Consider the following 17,527-nt stretch of genomic DNA (forward strand, 5'->3'; position numbering starts at 1 on the left):
CGCCTGGCCGGCCGGCTGCTGCGGTCAACGGCCGGAAAAAGCACTTTTTTCCACGGTCGACCCTGCCATCCGCTGGCGGATCGCTTCGGCCAGTTGGAAAACCGACATCGCGTAGAAGCTGGAGCGGTTGTAGCGCGTGATCACGTAGAAATTTTCGTAACCCAGCCAGTATTCGGTTGCCTTGCCCGGGCTCACCAGGTCGACCAGGGTGACCGTTGCCGAATCGTCGGCATCGCTGCGCAGGCCGGCCTGACGCAGGGCGGCTACCGACAGCGTCGGGCGAATGCCGGCCTCGATCCAGGCCGAAGCGGGCTCGCCATTCAAGCGGGCCGGGACGGCGACCGGTTGTCCGGCTTGCCAGCCGTGCTGTTCGAGAAAGCGGGCAACGCTGCCGATGGCATCGTCCACGCTGTTGTTCAGGTCGACGCGCTGGTCGCCGTCGAAATCCACCCCGTAGCGCCGCTGGCTGCCCGGCATGAACTGCGGAATGCCGATCGCGCCGGCGAAGGAACCTTTTACCGCCAGTGGATCAAGCCCGTTTTCGCGGGCCAGCAGCAGGAACTGTTCGAGCTCCGTCCGGAAGAACTCGGCTCGCCGCGGATACTGGAAGGCCAGCGTGCCCAGCGCCTCGAGCACGCTGAAACCGCCGGTGTTCTGACCATAGACCGTCTCGACGCCAATGATCGCAACGATCACTTCTTCCGGTACGCCGAACAGTGCGCGGGCGCGCGTCAGGGCCAACTGGTTTTCCTGCCAGAAACGAGCGCCGCCGGCGATTCGCTGTTCATTGATGAAGCGCGGACGGTAGCGTTCCCAGGAGCGCTGGGTCGGCGAACTTGGCGGCGCGATCAGCTTGAGCACGCGATCATTGACGCGTACCGCGGCAAACTGGGCGAGCAGCCGATCGGCATCGAAACCCTGGCGTTGGGCGAGATCCTGAACGAAAACCGCCGTTTCCGGCAGGGCCGCCAGCGAATCCGCGGGCGGTGCAGCCGCGACAAACTGGCTCAGGAACAGGGGAAGCAGGGCGAGCGGACGAAATTTCAAAGCAATCTCCAGCGGGGCAGACGGTCGACCGCAAGACGCAGGTCGGCCAGGGTGTTCTTGGTCGGCGGGCCGTAGCGCGCCTGAATGTAGGCCGCAACCACCGGGGCCAGGCATTCGGCCGTATGCGGCGACTGCTCGTGCAGACGGGCAAGCAGCATGTGCGGCGTTTCACCGGGGGCGCAGTCTACCCGCAAACGGCGCAAGGCACGATGCCAGAGGCGAATTTCCGGGACCGGCCGGGGCCGGCGCAGCAGGATGAGCGCGGCGCTCAGCGCGAGCAGTGTCGACAGGGCGCCGCCGAGCAACAGGCCGAGGCTGCGCCAGTCGGCATCGGGCCAACCCAGGCGCTGCAGCAGTTCGCGCTGGCGCGTCGTGTCGTAACCCAGGACCTGCTGATTCCAGGCGTTGTTCAGCGCTTCCCAGCCGAAGCGCAGTTCGCGCAGCCAGTCGCTGCCCAGACGCAGTAGCGGCGGCAGCGGTTCGCCGGGCGGCAGGGCGCCGGCGATGCCGAGTTCGATGCGCAAGGGGGAGACTGCGGCCGTGGGGTCGACGCGCTGCCAGCCGCGATTTTCCAGCCAGACTTCGGCCCAGGCATGGGCATCCGACTGGCGGACGGTCAGGTAGCCGTCGCGCGGGTTGATCTCGCCGCCCTGGTAGCCGGTGACGACCCGCGCCGGCACGCCGGCCGCCCGCATCAGCACGACGAAGGCGGCCGCATAATGCTCGCAGAAGCCGCGGCGCGTCTCGAACAGGAACTGGTCGATGCCGTTGTCGCCGAGCAGGGGAGGCGTCAGCGTGTAGTGAAAGGCTTCCTCGCGAAAATGACGGAGCGCGAGGGCGACGATCCGTGCCGGCTCCCGCGCCTGGTTCCGCCAGCTTTCGGCCAAGCGACGCGTGCGCGGGTCGGTTTTTGCCGGCAGGGCCAGGTTGACCGCAAGGGTACGCGGGTCTTCCTCGACATTGAAGCGATAGTCGAGTGCGGCTTGCATGCGCAGTCGCTGGCGGGCTTCAAGCGGCTTGTCGGCAACGACGCTCAGGCGACTGTCGAGGCGTGCCGACGCCGGCCAGGCGAGCGGCGCATCGAGGGCCATCAACCAGCGCTGCTGATTGGCTTCGAGCGTACTTTCATAGGCGATGCCCGGCCCTTCGGCGATCACCCGGGCGACCGGCGCCTGCCGTGGGTGACGCAGCCAGCGGCGGCCATCGAAGTTTTCCAGGACCGGTCCGCGCCAGTAAAGACGTGCGCGTGGCGGTATGGGGCCGGCGAAACTGACGCGGAAGGCGATTTCGTCGCTGCGCGCCAGTTGCGCGATGCTGCCCGGCGCCATGTCTTCCGACAAGCCGGTCCTGCCGGCATGGGCATCGGCCGGCAAGCCCCACAGCGGTCCATCGATGCGAGGAAACAACAGGAACAGCGCGATCATGAACGGCACTGCCTGGATCGCCAGCATGCCGGCCTGGCGGAGGTTGGCGCGCCAGTCGTCGGGGCCGCCGTGCAGGCGCACCAGGCTTGCGGTCAACAGCCAGAAAGTGAACAAAAGCCAGAGCCCGGTCAGGATGTCCTGATTCTGGAAATAATGGGTCAACAACAGGAAGTTGCCGAGCGCAACGATGACCATCGCATCGCGCTTGCTGCGCAGTTCCAGGAATTTCATTGCCATGAACAGGACCAGCAGCGCAACGCCGGCCTCGCGGCCGAACAGCGTGCCGAACGTCAGCCAGATGCCGGTCCCGCCGCTCAGGGCGATCAGCGGCGGCAGCCAGCGCGGCAGCGGTCCGGCGTGACGCCACCAGCGCCAGGCGACCAGGGCCAGCAGTGTGGCGGCGAAGGCGTTCAGCCAGCCGGCTTGGTCGATGGCATGCGGTGCCGTGGCGGCTAGCGCGGACAGCCACAGCCAGGGCAGGACGCCGCGTTCGATGGACGGGCGTGTCGGCATCATCCGGGATACCTGGCCAGTTCGCCGAGGCAGCGCTCGAGTTGCGCCGGGCCGGCGGCAACTGGAATGCTCGCGTTCGGCAGCGCCAGCGAATAGGGCAGGCCGGCGGCGTCGGCCTGCAGCAGCCAGCCGGACAGGATCGACAGCCGGGTCTCGAGGTCGGCGGCGGGATCGGTTAGCTGCCAGTCCAGTTGCAGTTCGCCGCCCTCGCCGCCGGCGAACTGTTTGGCCAGCAACGGCCGCTCGCCGTCGTCGCGGGCGCTCGCCTTCCAGGCGACATGGCGCATCGGGTCGGCCGGCTGGCGCTGGCGCAGGCCGGCAAAATCCTCCTGGCCTTCCTGGTGCTGCCCCTGTCCGCCGTCGCTGCGCGCCCGGGCCGGTGGCAGCGGGTGGAGCAGCGGCGTCGGATAGATCAGGCTGTGCAGGGGCGGCTGGAGATAGGCCCAGGCAGTGAACAGGCCGAGCGGATAGACCGTCTGCAGGCGGATGCGCGGCACCGCGTGTTCGCCGCGCCGGGCCGCCGGCAGGATCACCCGGATCAGGTTTCGTCCTTGTGCCGGAATGTCGCAGCGCGACGGCGGCCGGTCCGCGCAGGCCAGTTCGATGGCACGTCGTTCGCGCGTGTCATCGTTCTCCACGACGATCTCGCACAATGCCGTTTCGCCGGCGAATACCGGCGGACAGCGGACGGCGGTCAGGTGCAGGCCATGAAGGTTGCGGAAGGTGTGGATCATGCCGGTCAGGCACAGGCCGCCGAGCAGGAAAACCAGGGCGTGACCGAGGGCCAGCGCGTAATTGATCGCGGCCAGCAGCATGGCCAGCAGCGTGGCGGCGAACAGCAGGCCTCCGCGCGTCGGCAGGATGAACACCCGCCGCTGGCCGAGCCGGATGGTGCCGGCGGCATCGGTGCGCCAGCGGAACAGATGGCGTTGCAGGAAGCGCTCGACGGCGGCGCGCACGTCAGGGAATGGCGACCTGTGTCAGCAGGCCGTCAACCGCCTCGCGGCCGACCATGCCGCCGTGCTGCACGCTGACCAGCCGATGGCGTGCGACGGCGACGAAGACAGCCTGGACATCGTCCGGTAGGACCATGTCGCGACCGGCCAGCCAGGCCCAGGCGCGGGCTGCGGCCAACAGGGCGATGCCGCCGCGCGGTGACAGGCCGTGGCGGAACTGCGGATTTTGCCGGCTGGCTTCGATCAGCGCGTGAACGTAATCGATCAGCGCGGGGGAAACGTGCAGCGTTTCGACTTCGCGTTGCAGGCGCAGGATGTCTGCCGGCGTCAGCAAGGGCGTCAGCAACTCGCTGTCGCGTCGTCTGCCGCCGCCGGCCAGCAAGGCTTTTTCGGCGGCGGCGTCCGGGTAGCCGAGTTCGAGGCGCATCAGGAAACGGTCAAGCTGCGATTCGGGCAACGGAAAGGTCCCGATCTGGTGCGACGGATTCTGCGTGGCGATCACGAAAAACGGGCGCGGCAGGCTGCGCGTTTCGCCTTCGATGCTGACCTGGCCTTCTTCCATCGCTTCGAGCAGCGCGCTCTGCGTTTTCGGCGTCGCCCGGTTGATCTCGTCGGCCAGCAGCAACTGGGCAAAAACCGGCCCGGGAACGAAACGGAAATCGCCTTGCCCCCGGTCGTAGATCGACACGCCGGTGATGTCGGCCGGCAGCAGATCGGCGGTGAATTGGACACGGGAGAAATGCAGGCCGAGCAAGCGTGCCAGCGTATGCGCCAAGGTCGTTTTGCCGAGGCCCGGCAGGTCTTCGATCAACAGGTGGCCACCGGCCAGCAGGCAACTCATGGCCAGGCGGATCTCCCGCTGCTTGCCGAGAATGACGTTTTGCGCCGCATCGAGTACGGGAGCGAAAACTTGCGGTCGACCGTCCTTGCCGGGCGATTTTGTCGGTGTCATGAAGGTTTCCTGCGGGGCGGTAACAGCCCATTCTAATGCTTGAAGCGTCGCGAGAAATGGGACGATAATGGCAATATGACGAGCGCCGTCCAGTGCGCCGCATCGCAGAGAGAGAAAACAACAAGTGACCAGCACTGCTTTCATCACCCATCGTGACTGCCAGCTGCACGACATGGGGACGCATCATCCGGAATGTCCGCAACGCCTGACGGCGATCAACGATCACCTGATCGCTCAGGGCATTGACGCCTATTTCGTTTATTACGACGCACCGCTGGCCACCTTCGAACAACTGCTGCGCGTGCACCCGGCCGCGCATCTGGAGCGCATCAAGCGGGCGTCGCCGGAAATGGGCATCGTCCATCTCGATCCGGATACCGCGATGAATCCGCACACCTGGCAGGCTGCATTGCGGGCTGCCGGCGCCGGTTGCCAGGCGGTCGACCTGGTGATGCGCGGCGAAGTGGAGAATGCCTTCTGCGCTGTCCGCCCGCCCGGCCATCACGCCGAGAAGAGCACGCCGATGGGCTTCTGCTTCTTCAACAACATTGGTGTTGCCGCAATGCATGCAGTCAAGGTGCATGGCCTGAAGCGCGTCGCCATCATCGACTTCGACGTGCATCACGGCAACGGGACCGAGAACTGTTTTGCCGGCAACGAAAACGTGCTGATGTGCAGCATTTTCCAGCATCCCTTCTATCCCTATTCCGGTGCTGACAACCCGGCGGCCAACATGTGCAACGTGCCGCTGGCTGCCGGTTGCGGTGGCGAGGAATTCCGCGACGCAGTGCTCCAGGTATGGACGCCGCGACTGAAGGAGTTCCAGCCCGAAATGATCTTCATCTCGGCCGGTTTCGACGGTCATTACGAGGACGACATGGGCGGCCTGAAGCTGGTCGAGAAGGATTTCGCCTGGTGTACCGAGCATCTGAAGAAGCTGGCTGCCGAAATGTGCGGCAAGCGTATCGTCTCCATGCTCGAGGGCGGTTATGTGATGACCTCGCTGGCGCGCAGCGTCGGTGCCCATCTGCGGGTACTGGCCGATCTCTGAAACCCGCGGTGTACGCATTTCAGTAAAAGGCAGGGTGGGGTAAAATCCACCCTCTTTTTGTTTACACGTATAACCGGACGAATCCATGGCGTTGATTGTTCAGAAATACGGCGGCACTTCGGTGGGCAACCCCGAACGCATCAAGAATGTCGCCAAGCGCGTCGCCAAGTTCCACGCGCAGGGCCACCAGGTCGTGGTGGTCGTTTCCGCGATGAGCGGTGAAACCAACAAGCTGATCGCCCTGGCCAAGGAAATTTCGGCCTCTCCCGATCCGCGTGAACTGGACCAGATCTGCGCCACCGGCGAGCAGGTCACCATCGGCCTGCTGGCGATGGCCCTCAAGGAAATCGGTGTCCCGGCCCGCAGCTATACCGGCGGTCAGGTCAAGGTCCTGACCGACAACACTTTCACCAAGGCGCGCATTCTGTCGATCGACGAGCACAACATGCGGGCCGATCTCGATGCCGGCAAGGTCGTCGTCGTCGCCGGTTTCCAGGGCGTCGATGCCGACGGCAACGTCACCACGCTCGGCCGTGGCGGTTCCGATACCTCCGGCGTGGCGCTGGCCGCCGCGCTGAAGGCCGACGAGTGCCAGATCTACACCGATGTCGATGGCGTTTACACCACCGACCCGCGTGTCGTGCCGGAAGCCAAGAAGCTCGACACCATCACCTTCGAGGAAATGCTGGAAATGGCCAGCCTCGGCTCCAAGGTGCTGCAGATCCGCTCGGTCGAATTCGCCGGCAAGTACAAGGTCAAACTGCGCGTGCTGTCCAGCTTCCAGGATGAAGGCGAGGGCACGCTGATTACTGTTGAGGAAGACAAGAACATGGAACAACCGATCATTTCCGGTATCGCCTTCAATCGCGACGAAGCCAAGCTGACCATGCTCGGCGTACCGGATACCCCGGGCATCGCCTACCAGATCCTGGGCTCGATCGCCGACGCCAACATCGACGTCGACATGATCATCCAGAACGTCGGCCACGACGGCACCACCGATTTCTCCTTCACGGTCAACCGTGGCGACTACGCCAAGGCCCAGGGCATCCTGGAAACCGTCAAGCAGAAGCTGGGCGCCCGCGAAGTCACCGGCGACAACAAGATCTGCAAGGTCTCGGCGGTTGGCGTCGGCATGCGCTCGCATCCGGGCGTTGCCTCGAAGATGTTCAAGGCGCTGGCCGACGAAGGCATCAACATCCAGATGATTTCGACCTCCGAGATCAAGATCTCCGTCGTTCTCGACGAAAAGTACCTGGAACTGGCCGTGCGCGTGCTGCACCGCACCTTCGGTCTCGACCAGTAAAAGTTTGACCAAAGGGCGCGGAGCCTATATCATCCGCGCCTCGTTGTAGCAGGCAAGGACACGTGGCCGAGTGGTCGAAGGCACACCCCTGCTAAGGGTGCATCCGGGCAAAACCTGGATCCAGGGTTCGAATCCCTGCGTGTCCGCCACCCAAGGGTGGTCATCCAGGCCGGCAGCGAAAAGTGAAAGCCCTGATCATTCAGGGCTTTTTCTTTTCCGGCGTCGCAAGAGGTGTTGTGCCGCTCCGCGACGGCCTCTCATGCGGAGTTGCCAAAGCCTGCTGCCGCGGCCAGTTCGAGCGGTTTCGACAAGAGGTAGCCTTGTGCGCAGTCGACGCTCAGCCGCTGGAGTTGCTCTAGTTCCGAGAAGGTTTCGACGCCTTCTGCAATGACCAGGCTGCCGATCTCGTGGGCGAAACTGGTCAATCCCCGGGCCAGGGCGCGACGCTTGTCGTCGGTGTCGATGCAGTGGGTGATGCTCATGTCCAGCTTGATGATCTCCGGGGCGAGATTGAGGATGTGACGCATGCTGGAATATCCGGCGCCGGCATCGTCGACCGCAAGACGGGCGCCATGCTGGCGATACGGAGCGAGTGCATCGGCCAGGGCGCCGTAGTCATGGACGGCAGCGTGCTCCGTCACTTCGAGTACCACGCGCGACAGATCGCTCAGCGGGGCGAGCACTGGCGACAGTTGTCCCGAAAGGATCAATTCCGGCGAACAATTGACGCTCAGGCTGCATTCGCCGGGCAGGCGATTCAGGGCGGCGAGGGCCTTGGTGATCGCCAGCAGTTCGAGTTCCTGGCCGAGACCGGCCCGGGCGGCCTTGTCGAACCAGCGGTCCGGCGTGTGGCGCGGTTCGATGTCGAAGCGGGACAAGCTCTCGAAACCGCGCAAGCGCTGGTCGGCGATGTAGCAGATCGGCTGGAACACGATACGCGGTGCCCCCTGTTGCATCGCTGTCCGGATTTCGTCGGCCTGCGCCTGTTGCATGCGCCGGAAAACATCGCTTTCGTCGAGACGTACCGCCAGGACTTCGGCGAGCGCATGCATCAATTGCAGGTCGCGTTCTCCCAGCGATGGATTGGGGAGGTAGCTGAAGCAGCAAAGCGTTCCGTAAATCTGGCCATCCTCGAGTTTGACCGGCACGCTGAGGTGCGAGCCGATGGGGATGGCGCGTGTCGCCGGAATCGATTGTGTCGCCGCCACCAGCGAGGTGTCCGGGATGCATTCGGGTAATTCTCCGTTGACGACCTTGAGGCAGTAGCCTTCTTCGAGCGGAATGCGCTGGTCCAGTCGCAGGGGGCCGTCCGGTACGCTGTCGAGGTATTCGATCCGCCGATCGGGGGCCTCGAAGTGCGAAACGAATGCGACATCCATGGCCAGGTGTTTCCGGATGGCCTTGAGTACGCGGTCGGTTCCTTCGGTGCAAACCCCCGGCCCAAGTAATCGGGCGAGATGGTGGCTGTTGCTTGCCTGTTCGATGACGGCTTGCATGGCGGACCTCCTTGCATTTGATCGAGCTGACGCTTTTATTCTATGGGCATTTTTGCGACTTGCAATGGCGATCTGGCCTTCGGCAGCCAGTCTTTCGCGGGGATGGCTTCGTCATGTCCTGGATATTTACGGAATACTTACAGATTCTGCCGAGGGTCGGTTAAAATCGAGAGCTTGTCTGCGAGGCGGTGGCTGCTTGCGGTCTACCGGCCAGGGTTTGAAAAAACAAGGATTGGGCTTGGCGAATGATCAGAATTAAACGTGGTCTGGATCTGCCCATCACCGGAGCGCCAGAACAGCGTATCGAGTCCGCCGGACCGGTGCGTAGCGTGGCTGTCATCGGGTTCGACTATCACGGCATGAAGCCGACGATGGCCGTCCAGGTGGGTGATCGGGTCAAACTGGGACAGCTGCTGTTTTCCGACAAGAAAACACCCGGCGTCCATTTCACGGCGCCCGGCGCCGGTGTGGTCAGCGCGGTTCATCGCGGGGAACAGCGCGTTCTGCAGTCGGTGGTGATCGATCTGGATGGCGACGATGCCGTCGAATTCGCCAGCTACACCGACGCGCAGCTCGCTGACATCGATCCGGTACGGGTTCGGGAGAATCTGCAGCAATCCGGCTTGTGGACAGCCTTGCGCACACGTCCCTTCAGCAAGGTTCCTGCGGTCGACGCCGTTCCGGCATCGATTTTCGTCACGGCGATCGATACCCACCCGCTGGCCGCCGATCCGGCGCTGGTGATTGCCGAAGCCCCGGAAGACTTTTCCCGCGGCCTGCGTATCCTGGCCCGTTTAGCCAAGGTTTTCCTCTGTGTGGCGCCAGAAACCGACATTCCGGACGCCGGCCTGGCCAACGTGCAGGTCGAGGCTTTTGCCGGTCCGCATCCGGCCGGCCTGGCCGGAACACATATTCACTTCCTGGATCCGGTCGGTGCCCACAAGAGCGTGTGGACGATTGGCTATCAGGATGTGATCGCCATTGGCCGATTGTTTGCCAGCGGCCGCTTGTCGGTCGAGCGGGTCATTGCGCTGGCCGGGCCGGTGGTGGCCAGGCCGCGTCTGCTGCGGACACGCCTGGGGGCCAGTCTGGAGGATCTGACTGTCGGCGAATTGCAGCCCGGGAAGCAGGTGCGCCTGATTTCCGGTTCGGTCTTCGGCGGGAGAACGGCGCGCGGCGCCTGTTCCTGGCTGGGTCGCTATCACCAGCAGGTTTCCTGTCTGGAGGAGGGGACGGACCGGGAATTCCTGCACTACCTGCGGGCCGGTAGCGACAAGCATTCGGTGATGAACCTCTACGTCTCGAAGCTGATGTCGGGCAAGCTGTTCAACTTCACCACCAGCACCAACGGCAGCCCGCGGGCGATGGTGCCGATCGGCAATTACGAGGCCGTGATGCCGCTCGACATCCTGCCGACCCAGCTGTTGCGCTACCTGATCGTCGGCGATTCCGAGATGGCCCAGAAGCTGGGTTGCCTCGAGCTCGACGAGGAAGATCTGGCGCTGTGCAGCTACGTCTGTGCCGGCAAGTACGAATACGGTCCCATCCTGCGTGACAACCTCACGCGCATCGAGAAGGAGGGTTGAGCATGGGGCTGCGTTCCTGGCTCGACAGCATCGAGCACCATTTCCACAAGGGCGGCAAGTACGAGAAGTTCTATGCGCTCTACGAGGCCGTCGATACCGGTCTCTACAAGCCGGCCAGCGTGACCCGGACGACCGCCCATGTGCGCGACGGACTGGACCTCAAGCGGATGATGATCACCGTCTGGCTGTGCACTTTCCCGACGATGTTCTTCGGCATGTGGAACGTCGGTTTCCAGGCCAATACGGTTTTCGCCGCCAACCCGGAACTGCTCGCCGCCCAGGATAACTGGCGGCTGGCCCTGATCGCGCTGTTTGCCGGGTTCAACCCGGGCAGCGTCTGGGACAACCTGGTGCACGGCGCTGCCTACTTCCTGCCGATCTACGCCGTCACCTTCATCGTCGGCGGCTTCTGGGAAGTCCTGTTTGCGGCGATCCGCAAGCACGAGGTCAACGAGGGCTTCTTCGTCACCTCGGTGCTGTTCGCGCTCACCCTGCCGCCTTCGATTCCCTTGTGGCAGGTGGCGCTCGGCATCAGTTTCGGCGTCGTCATCGCCAAGGAGGTTTTCGGCGGTACCGGCAAAAACTTCCTCAACCCGGCGCTGGCCGGCCGTGCCTTCCTGTTCTTCGCCTATCCGGCGCAGATCTCGGGCGACGCGGTGTGGGTGGCGGTCGACGGCTTCACCGGCGCGACGCCGCTGGCGGTTGCCGCGGCCGGCGGGATCGAAGCGGTGATGGCCGGCGGCCTGAGCTGGACGCATGCCTTCTTCGGCCAGTTGCCTGGCTCGATCGGTGAAACCAGCACGCTTGCCATCCTGCTCGGCGGCGCCGTGCTGCTGGTGATGAAAATCGCCTCCTGGCGCATCGTCGCCGGCGTCATGCTTGGCATGGTCGCGACCAGCCTGCTGCTCAACGGCATCGGTTCGGCGACCAATCCGATGTTCGCGATGCCGTGGTACTGGCACCTGGTCGTCGGTGGTTTCGCCTTCGGCATGATGTTCATGGCCACCGACCCGGTATCGGCGTCGATGACCAACACTGGCAAATGGATTTTCGGTGCCTTGATCGGCCTGATGGTGGTGCTCATCCGCGTCGTCAATCCGGCTTTCCCCGAGGGCATGATGCTGGCGATCCTGTTCGCCAACCTTTGTGCCCCCTTGATCGACCACTTCGTGGTTACGGCCAACATCAAGCGGAGGGCGGCGCGCCATGTCCAGTAACAAAGAATCCACCAGCCGCACGCTGCTGGTTGCCCTGACCGTCAGCCTGGTGGCTGCGGTTTTCGTCGCCGGCGCGGCGGTTTCGCTGAAACCGGTGCAGGTCGAGAACCGTCTGCTCGACAAGCAGCGCAGCATCCTGTCAATCGCCGGTCTCGGTGACGAGCTGAGCTCGGCCCAGGTCAAGGACTTGTTCAACAGCCGGATCAAGGCGCGTGTCGTCGATCTGGCGACCGGCGACTACGCCGAGGGCTTCGACCCGGTCAGCTTCGATCCGCTGAAGGCGGCGCGCGACCCGAAAAACTCGAAGGCGCTTAGCGGCGATCAGGACAAGGCGCTGATCAAGCGGCGCGAACAGTACACCACGGTGTACATGGTCGAGCAGGACGGCAAGATCGAATCGCTGATCCTGCCGATCCGCGGCTACGGCCTGTGGTCGACGCTGCACGGCTTCCTCGCGCTGAAGGCCGATCTCAATACCGTGGTCGGTCTCGGCTTTTATCAGCATGCCGAGACCCCGGGTCTCGGCGGCGAGGTCGACAATCCGAAATGGAAAGCGCTGTGGCCCGGCAAGACGCTGTTCGACGATGCCGGCAAGCCGATCATCAAGGTGGTCAAGGGCGGTGTCGATCCGGCCAGTCCGGATGCCGGCCATCAGGTCGATGCACTGGCCGGCGCGACGCTGACCAGTAACGGCGTCGACAAGCTGCTGCAGTTCTGGCTCGGCGAGCAGGGCTTCGGGCCCTATCTCGCGAAATTGCGTCAACAGGGGGTGTGAGCGTGGCACAACAACCTACCGTCAAGGAAGTCCTGTTCAATCCGGTCTTCAACAACAATCCGATCGCATTGCAGATTCTCGGCATCTGCTCGGCGCTGGCCGTCACCTCCAACCTCAAGACGGCGCTGGTCATGGCCATCGCGCTGACGCTGGTGACCGCCTTCTCGAACCTGTTCATCTCGCTGATTCGCGCGCAGATTCCGGGTTCGATCCGGATGATCGTGCAGATGGTCATCATCGCCTCGCTGGTCATCGTCGTCGACCAGCTGCTGCGCGCCTATGCCTTCAGCCTGGCCAAGCAGCTGTCGGTGTTCGTCGGCCTGATCATCACCAACTGCATCGTCATGGGCCGGGCCGAGGCCTTCGCCATGCAGAACCCGCCGCTGCTGTCCTTCTGGGACGGGATCGGCAACGGTCTCGGCTACAGCACGATGCTCGTCGCGCTCGGCGTCATCCGCGAACTGTTCGGTGCCGGCAAGCTGCTCGGCGTCGAAATCCTGCCGCTGATCAAGGACGGCGGCTGGTACCAGCCGAACGGCCTGCTGCTGCTGCCGCCGTCGGCCTTCTTCCTGATCGGCCTGTTCATCTGGGGACTGCGTACCTGGAAGAAGAACCAGGTCGAGCCGGCAAGCTTCCGCATGGCGCCCCAGGTCAACGACAGGGAGGCCTACTGAGATGGAACACCTGCTGAGTCTTTTCGTCCGTTCCGTGTTCATCGAGAACATGGCGCTCTCCTTCTTCCTCGGGATGTGTTCGTTCATCGCCATCTCGAAGAAGGTCGAGACCGCCATCGGCCTCGGCATCGCCGTCGTCGTCGTCCAGGTGATCACGGTGCCGGCCAACAACCTGGCCTATACCTACCTGCTGCGCGAAGGCGCACTGGCCTGGGCCGGCATGCCCGATGTCGACCTGTCCTACCTCGGCCTGCTTACCTACATCGGTGTCATCGCGGCGATCGTCCAGATCCTCGAGATGCTGCTCGACAAGTACGTGCCCAGCCTGTACAACGCGCTCGGCATCTTCCTGCCGCTGATCACCGTCAACTGCGTGATCATGGCCGGTTCGCTGTTCATGGTCGAACGCGACTACAACTTCTCGGAGAGCGTGGTTTACGGCTTCGGTTCCGGCGCCTCGTGGGCGCTGGCGATCGCGCTGCTCGCCGGCATCCGCGAGAAGCTGAAGTACAGCGACGTGCCCGCCGGCCTGCAGGGCCTGGGCATCACTTTCATCACCATCGGCCTGATGTCGCTGGGCTTCATGTCCTTCTCGGGCATTCAACTCTAAGGGGCAGGAATGAACATCCAGGAAATCCTGCTCGCCATCGGCATGTTCACCGGCATCGTGCTGGCGCTCGCGGTCTTCATCATCGCCGCCCGTGCCAAGCTGGTGTCGTCGGGCGATGTCGAGATCGAGATCAACGGCGAGCGCACCATCACCGTGCCGGCCGGCGGCAAGCTGTTGCAGACGCTGGCCTCGAACAACATCTTCCTGTCGTCGGCCTGCGGCGGCGGCGGTACCTGCGCCCAGTGCAAGTGCCAGGTGCACGACGGCGGCGGCGAAATGCTGCCGACCGAGGAATCGCACTTCACCAAGCGCCAGGCCAAGGAAGGCTGGCGCCTGTCGTGCCAGACGCCGGTCAAGCAGAACATGAAGATCGAGGTGCCGGAAGAGGTCTTCGGCGTCAAGAAGTGGGAGTGCACGGTCGAGTCCAACCCGAACGTTGCCACCTTCATCAAGGAACTGACGCTGCGCCTGCCGGAAGGCGAGAGCGTCGATTTCCGGGCCGGCGGCTACGTCCAGCTCGAATGCCCGGCGCACGTCGCCAACTACAAGGACTTCGACATCCAGCCCGAATATCGCGGCGACTGGGACAAGTTCAACATGTGGCGTTTCGTGTCGAAGGTCGACGAGCCGGTCATCCGTGCCTACTCGATGGCCAACTATCCGGAGGAGAAGGGCGTCGTCAAGTTCAACATCCGCGTCGCCTCGCCACCGCCGAACCGCGACGACATCCCGCCGGGCAAGATGTCGTCCTTCGTCTTCAACCTCAAGCCGGGCGACAAGGTCACGGTCTACGGCCCGTTTGGCGAATTTTTCGCCCGCGACACCGAGGCCGAGATGGTCTTCATCGGCGGCGGCGCCGGCATGGCGCCGATGCGCTCGCACATCTTCGACCAGCTCAAGCGTCTCAAGTCGACGCGCAAGATCAGCTTCTGGTACGGCGCCCGCTCGATGCGCGAGGCCTTCTACGTCGAGGAATTCGACAAGCTGGCCGCCGAAAACCCGAACTTCAAGTGGCATCTGGCGCTGTCCGATCCGTTGCCGGAAGACAACTGGACCGGCTACACCGGCTTCATCCACAACGTGCTCTACGAGAACTACCTGAAGGACCATCCGGCGCCCGAGGATTGCGAGTTCTACATGTGCGGTCCACCGATGATGAACGCCGCGGTGATCAAGATGCTGCTCGATCTCGGCGTCGAGCGCGAGAACATCATGCTCGACGACTTCGGCGGCTGAGCGGCGGGGGAGCACTATGGAAACCTTCCTCGTCACTTTTGGCGTGATCGCCCTGCTGGTGCTGCTCATGGCCGTCGGCGTGATTTTCGGGCGCAAGCCGATCGCCGGCAGCTGCGGCGGCTACAAGGCGCTCGATCTCGATTGCGCAGCCGGTTGCAAGGAACCCTGTGAAAAGCGCCAGGCCAGGATCAAGGTGCAACAGGAAGCGGCTGGCAAAATGGCTGAAACGAAGGGGTAAACATGCTCAAATCCTTGCTCGTGAAGGATTACATGACGGCGGATCCGCTGTCCTTCAAACCCGGCACCGAGGTGCTGGCCGCCATTCATGCATTGCTGGCGCATGGTCTGACAGGGGCGCCCGTGGTCGATGAACGTGGTTGTCTGCTCGGCTTCTTTTCCGAAAAGGACGGCCTGAAGGCGGCACTCAACGCGTCTTACTACGAGCAACCGGGCGGTCCGCTGGATGCCTACATGACGCGCGAAGTTCAGGTGCTGGAGGCCAATGCTTCGATGGCCGATGCCGTTGAACGGTTCGTCGCCAATCACTACCATGCCTACCCGGTGATGGCCGACGGGCATCTGGTGGGTCAGTTGTCCCGCCGGGATGCCCTGAAGGCACTCGAAAAACTCTGGTAAAACGTGGCCGCCGTGGCGTGCCATACTTCGGCACGACATGACACATCCTCGACAGATCAGCGTACTCGGCGTTGCCAGCGGAATCGGCGCACAGGATCAGGCCTGCAAGGACGGGCCGCTGGCCTTCCGGCATTCGCACGCCTGGCAGGCGCTCGCCCGCCAGCCCGGGATCGACTGGGCCGATCTGCTGTTCGCGCCGGAAGTGGCGTACACGCCGATCCAGCGTATTGCCGCACTTGGCCGAATGCTGGCCGATGCTGTTGCCGGGCAACTGCATGTCGGCCATCTGCCCTTGGTGATCGGCGGCGATCATTCGGTGGCGATCGGCACCTGGAGCGGCGTGGCGCGTGCTCTGGGCGAGCGTCCCGGCTTGCTCTGGATCGATGCGCATCTCGACAGCCACACGCCATCCACCTCGTATTCGGGGGCGGTCCATGGCATGCCCCTGGCGGCCTTGCTCGGACAGGGAGATAAGCGCCTGCTCGATATCGGCTTGTCCGGCAGCCAGATCGACAGTGCGCACAGCGTCGTTTTCGGGGCGCGCAGTTATGAGCCGGAGGAACTGGCGTTTCTTCAGCGTCGCGGGGTGCGCTTGTATCTGGCCGAGGAGATCGCCCGTCGCGGTTTCCGCATCTGCTTTGCCGAAGCGCTGCATGCGGTGGCGCAGGCAACGGCCGGCTTTGGCGTCAGTATTGACCTCGATGCGGTCGATCCCGGTCTGGCGCCCGGCGTCGGCAGTCCGGAGCCGGGCGGCCTGTTGTCCTTCGATCTGATCGAGGCGATGCGCGAGGTCGCCGCCATGCCTGGCCTGCAAGCCGTGGAAATCGTCGAATACAACCCGGATCGGGATCGTCACGGTGCCACGGCGGCGCTGATCGCCGATCTGATCGAACTGCTGCTCGTCGCCCGCAAACATGCCTGAGATGGAATTTGATCCCTGTGCCATCCTCGGCGTTTCCCCGGGCGACTCCCCGGAAATATGGAAAAAAGCCTATCGGCGTCTGGCCATGCGCTGGCATCCGGACCGCAACGACGATCCGCAGGCAACCGAGCGGTTCAAGGAGATCGGTGCGGCTTACGAGGCGCTGCTGAGCGGCGACGACGAAGCGTCGGAAAATCCGCCGGCCGACGCGTCGACCGCAGCAACGCCGCCGCAGGCGCCCGATATCCGTCTTTCGCTCTCGCTGACGCTGGAGGAGGCGGCCCGCGGTTGCCGCCGCAGCGTTGATTTCATCCGCAGCGTCGATTGTCCGACCTGCGATGGCAGCGGCGAGGCCGGGCTGGCGCGGACCCGCTTCTGCAGCGCCTGTCACGGCAGCGGGCGCGTTCACGACGCGCATCGGCGGCTGATCCCCTGTGGCGCGTGTCATGGCAAGGGTTTGTTCACCGAGCGCATCTGCCCGGATTGCGAGGGCCACGGCAAGCACCGGACGCCTGTCCACCTGGAAATCACCGTGCCGCCCGGCATGTTGCAGGGCGATGAACTCAGGTTGACCGGGCAGGGGGAGGCGGCCAGCGGCGAACTGGCTGCCGGCGATCTCTACCTGACCATCCTGCTCGAACAGCACCGTCTGTTCCAACTCGATGGACGCGACCTCTGCTACCGGATGCCGGTCGATGCGCTGTTGCTGCTGGCCGGCGGCGATATCCGTGTACCCGGCCTGGCGGGCGAAGTGGTTTGCGAACTGGCTGCGGGCGATTCCGTGCCGCGCGAGATTCGTCTGGCGGGGGCCGGTTATCCCGGCCGTGGCCGGCATCCGGCCGGCGATCTGCGTGTCGAGCTGATGCCGGTATTTGCGGTAGACCTCACTGCCCGGCAAAAAACCGCCTTGCGCAACCTGCACGAGGCGTGGATGAAGGAGGCTGCCACCCACCTGCCGGCGGTCGCCGAATGGCGTCGCCGACAGGGGCTGGACTAGCGTCCGTGCTGGGTCAGGATCAGGCCGGCGACCAGCATCAGCCAGCTACTGCCGACGACGAACCTGCGGTAGATGTTTTCGAGCGTGTCCTGCATGGCGATTCCCCCTGAAGCGGCATGTTCGAGGAAT

General features: G+C 64.0%; 17 protein-coding genes and 1 tRNA gene. 13 read left to right on the top strand and 5 right to left on the bottom strand.

Going from position 1 to position 17,527, the window contains the following annotated elements; translation table 11 throughout:
• Positions 1–24: 24 nt before the first annotated feature.
• The 4 genes from mltB to L0962_RS11620 are packed head-to-tail and all read right to left on the bottom strand — an operon-like array spanning position 25 to position 4,892.
• Complete coding sequence (gene mltB, locus L0962_RS11605; protein ID WP_234086592.1) at positions 25–1,047, bottom strand: lytic murein transglycosylase B; 1,023 nt, start codon at positions 1,045–1,047, stop codon at positions 25–27.
• Positions 1,044–2,987 carry a DUF3488 and transglutaminase-like domain-containing protein gene (locus L0962_RS11610; protein ID WP_234086593.1) on the bottom strand — a complete coding sequence of 648 codons (1,944 nt, stop codon included), beginning with the start codon at positions 2,985–2,987 and terminating at the stop codon, positions 1,044–1,046. The genes mltB and L0962_RS11610 overlap by 4 nt, the downstream gene beginning before the upstream one ends.
• The gene (locus L0962_RS11615) at positions 2,984–3,943 is read right to left on the bottom strand and encodes a DUF58 domain-containing protein (protein ID WP_234086594.1); all 960 of its coding nucleotides are present in this window, start codon (positions 3,941–3,943) and stop codon (positions 2,984–2,986) included. Before L0962_RS11615 ends, L0962_RS11610 begins: the two co-directional genes overlap by 4 nt.
• A gap of 1 nt (position 3,944) precedes the next feature.
• Positions 3,945–4,892: a MoxR family ATPase gene (locus L0962_RS11620; RefSeq protein WP_234086595.1), complete on the bottom strand. Its 948-nt coding sequence runs from the start codon at positions 4,890–4,892 to the stop codon at positions 3,945–3,947.
• A gap of 124 nt (positions 4,893–5,016) precedes the next feature.
• Between L0962_RS11620 and L0962_RS11625 the strand changes: the two genes are divergently transcribed.
• From L0962_RS11625 to L0962_RS11635, 3 genes are all read left to right on the top strand, one after another.
• Positions 5,017–5,943, top strand: coding sequence for a histone deacetylase family protein (locus L0962_RS11625; protein ID WP_234086596.1), 927 nt, complete (start codon positions 5,017–5,019; stop codon positions 5,941–5,943).
• Between the two features lie 85 nt (positions 5,944–6,028).
• Entirely contained in the window at positions 6,029–7,249 is a 1,221-nt protein-coding gene (locus tag L0962_RS11630) for an aspartate kinase (RefSeq protein ID WP_234086597.1), read from the top strand.
• A 56-nt stretch (positions 7,250–7,305) separates the two neighbouring features.
• Positions 7,306–7,398: transfer RNA gene (locus L0962_RS11635), tRNA-Ser, on the top strand.
• A gap of 108 nt (positions 7,399–7,506) precedes the next feature.
• On the opposite strand, the gene L0962_RS11640 is transcribed toward L0962_RS11635, so the two are convergent.
• Positions 7,507–8,745: an EAL domain-containing protein gene (locus L0962_RS11640; RefSeq protein WP_234086598.1), complete on the bottom strand. Its 1,239-nt coding sequence runs from the start codon at positions 8,743–8,745 to the stop codon at positions 7,507–7,509.
• 245 nt (positions 8,746–8,990) lie between these two features.
• Here L0962_RS11640 and L0962_RS11645 point away from each other — a divergent pair, with 245 nt between their 5' ends.
• The 10 genes from L0962_RS11645 to L0962_RS11690 are packed head-to-tail and all read left to right on the top strand — an operon-like array spanning position 8,991 to position 17,398.
• Complete coding sequence (locus L0962_RS11645; RefSeq protein ID WP_234086599.1) at positions 8,991–10,331, top strand: Na(+)-translocating NADH-quinone reductase subunit A; 1,341 nt, start codon at positions 8,991–8,993, stop codon at positions 10,329–10,331.
• A 2-nt stretch (positions 10,332–10,333) separates the two neighbouring features.
• Positions 10,334–11,548, top strand: a complete 1,215-nt coding sequence (locus tag L0962_RS11650; RefSeq protein WP_234086600.1) for an NADH:ubiquinone reductase (Na(+)-transporting) subunit B — start codon at positions 10,334–10,336, stop codon at positions 11,546–11,548.
• Positions 11,538–12,323 carry a Na(+)-translocating NADH-quinone reductase subunit C gene (locus tag L0962_RS11655; RefSeq protein WP_234086601.1) on the top strand — a complete coding sequence of 262 codons (786 nt, stop codon included), beginning with the start codon at positions 11,538–11,540 and terminating at the stop codon, positions 12,321–12,323. Before L0962_RS11650 ends, L0962_RS11655 begins: the two co-directional genes overlap by 11 nt.
• 2 nt (positions 12,324–12,325) lie before the next feature.
• The gene (locus L0962_RS11660; RefSeq protein WP_234086602.1) at positions 12,326–12,997 is read left to right on the top strand and encodes an NADH:ubiquinone reductase (Na(+)-transporting) subunit D; all 672 of its coding nucleotides are present in this window, start codon (positions 12,326–12,328) and stop codon (positions 12,995–12,997) included.
• Position 12,998: 1 nt separating this feature from the next.
• Positions 12,999–13,607, top strand: a complete 609-nt coding sequence (gene nqrE / locus L0962_RS11665; protein WP_121459530.1) for an NADH:ubiquinone reductase (Na(+)-transporting) subunit E — start codon at positions 12,999–13,001, stop codon at positions 13,605–13,607.
• Between the two features lie 9 nt (positions 13,608–13,616).
• A complete protein-coding gene (gene nqrF, locus L0962_RS11670) occupies positions 13,617–14,843 on the top strand; it encodes an NADH:ubiquinone reductase (Na(+)-transporting) subunit F (RefSeq protein ID WP_121459531.1) in 1,227 nt (408 codons plus the stop codon).
• 16 nt (positions 14,844–14,859) lie between these two features.
• Positions 14,860–15,081: a (Na+)-NQR maturation NqrM gene (gene nqrM, locus L0962_RS11675; protein ID WP_234086603.1), complete on the top strand. Its 222-nt coding sequence runs from the start codon at positions 14,860–14,862 to the stop codon at positions 15,079–15,081.
• A gap of 2 nt (positions 15,082–15,083) precedes the next feature.
• Entirely contained in the window at positions 15,084–15,479 is a 396-nt protein-coding gene (locus tag L0962_RS11680) for a CBS domain-containing protein (protein WP_234086604.1), read from the top strand.
• 37 nt (positions 15,480–15,516) lie between these two features.
• Positions 15,517–16,401, top strand: coding sequence for an arginase (locus tag L0962_RS11685; protein ID WP_234086605.1), 885 nt, complete (start codon positions 15,517–15,519; stop codon positions 16,399–16,401).
• A 1-nt stretch (position 16,402) separates the two neighbouring features.
• On the top strand, positions 16,403–17,398 hold the full coding sequence (locus L0962_RS11690; protein ID WP_234086606.1) for a DnaJ C-terminal domain-containing protein: 996 nt from the start codon (positions 16,403–16,405) through the stop codon (positions 17,396–17,398).
• Positions 17,399–17,527: the final 129 nt, after the last annotated feature.

Origin of the sequence: Azonexus sp. R2A61 (genome assembly GCF_021401135.1) — a bacterium.
Classification (GTDB): Bacteria; Pseudomonadota; Gammaproteobacteria; order Burkholderiales; family Rhodocyclaceae; genus Azonexus.

What these genes read in the sequence shown, in the direction of transcription:
- L0962_RS11610 (WP_234086593.1), bottom strand. Translation starts at nt 2,987, where the DNA reads ATGATGCCGACACGCCCGTCCATCGAACGCGGCGTCCTGCCCTGGCTG.
- L0962_RS11620 (WP_234086595.1), bottom strand. Translation starts at nt 4,892, where the DNA reads ATGACACCGACAAAATCGCCCGGCAAGGACGGTCGACCGCAAGTTTTC.
- L0962_RS11630 (WP_234086597.1), top strand. Translation starts at nt 6,029, where the DNA reads ATGGCGTTGATTGTTCAGAAATACGGCGGCACTTCGGTGGGCAACCCC.
- L0962_RS11640 (WP_234086598.1), bottom strand. Translation starts at nt 8,745, where the DNA reads ATGCAAGCCGTCATCGAACAGGCAAGCAACAGCCACCATCTCGCCCGA.
- L0962_RS11645 (WP_234086599.1), top strand. Translation starts at nt 8,991, where the DNA reads ATGATCAGAATTAAACGTGGTCTGGATCTGCCCATCACCGGAGCGCCA.
- L0962_RS11650 (WP_234086600.1), top strand. Translation starts at nt 10,334, where the DNA reads ATGGGGCTGCGTTCCTGGCTCGACAGCATCGAGCACCATTTCCACAAG.
- L0962_RS11655 (WP_234086601.1), top strand. Translation starts at nt 11,538, where the DNA reads ATGTCCAGTAACAAAGAATCCACCAGCCGCACGCTGCTGGTTGCCCTG.
- nqrE (WP_121459530.1), top strand. Translation starts at nt 12,999, where the DNA reads ATGGAACACCTGCTGAGTCTTTTCGTCCGTTCCGTGTTCATCGAGAAC.
- nqrF (WP_121459531.1), top strand. Translation starts at nt 13,617, where the DNA reads ATGAACATCCAGGAAATCCTGCTCGCCATCGGCATGTTCACCGGCATC.
- nqrM (WP_234086603.1), top strand. Translation starts at nt 14,860, where the DNA reads ATGGAAACCTTCCTCGTCACTTTTGGCGTGATCGCCCTGCTGGTGCTG.
- L0962_RS11680 (WP_234086604.1), top strand. Translation starts at nt 15,084, where the DNA reads ATGCTCAAATCCTTGCTCGTGAAGGATTACATGACGGCGGATCCGCTG.
- L0962_RS11685 (WP_234086605.1), top strand. Translation starts at nt 15,517, where the DNA reads ATGACACATCCTCGACAGATCAGCGTACTCGGCGTTGCCAGCGGAATC.
- L0962_RS11690 (WP_234086606.1), top strand. Translation starts at nt 16,403, where the DNA reads ATGGAATTTGATCCCTGTGCCATCCTCGGCGTTTCCCCGGGCGACTCC.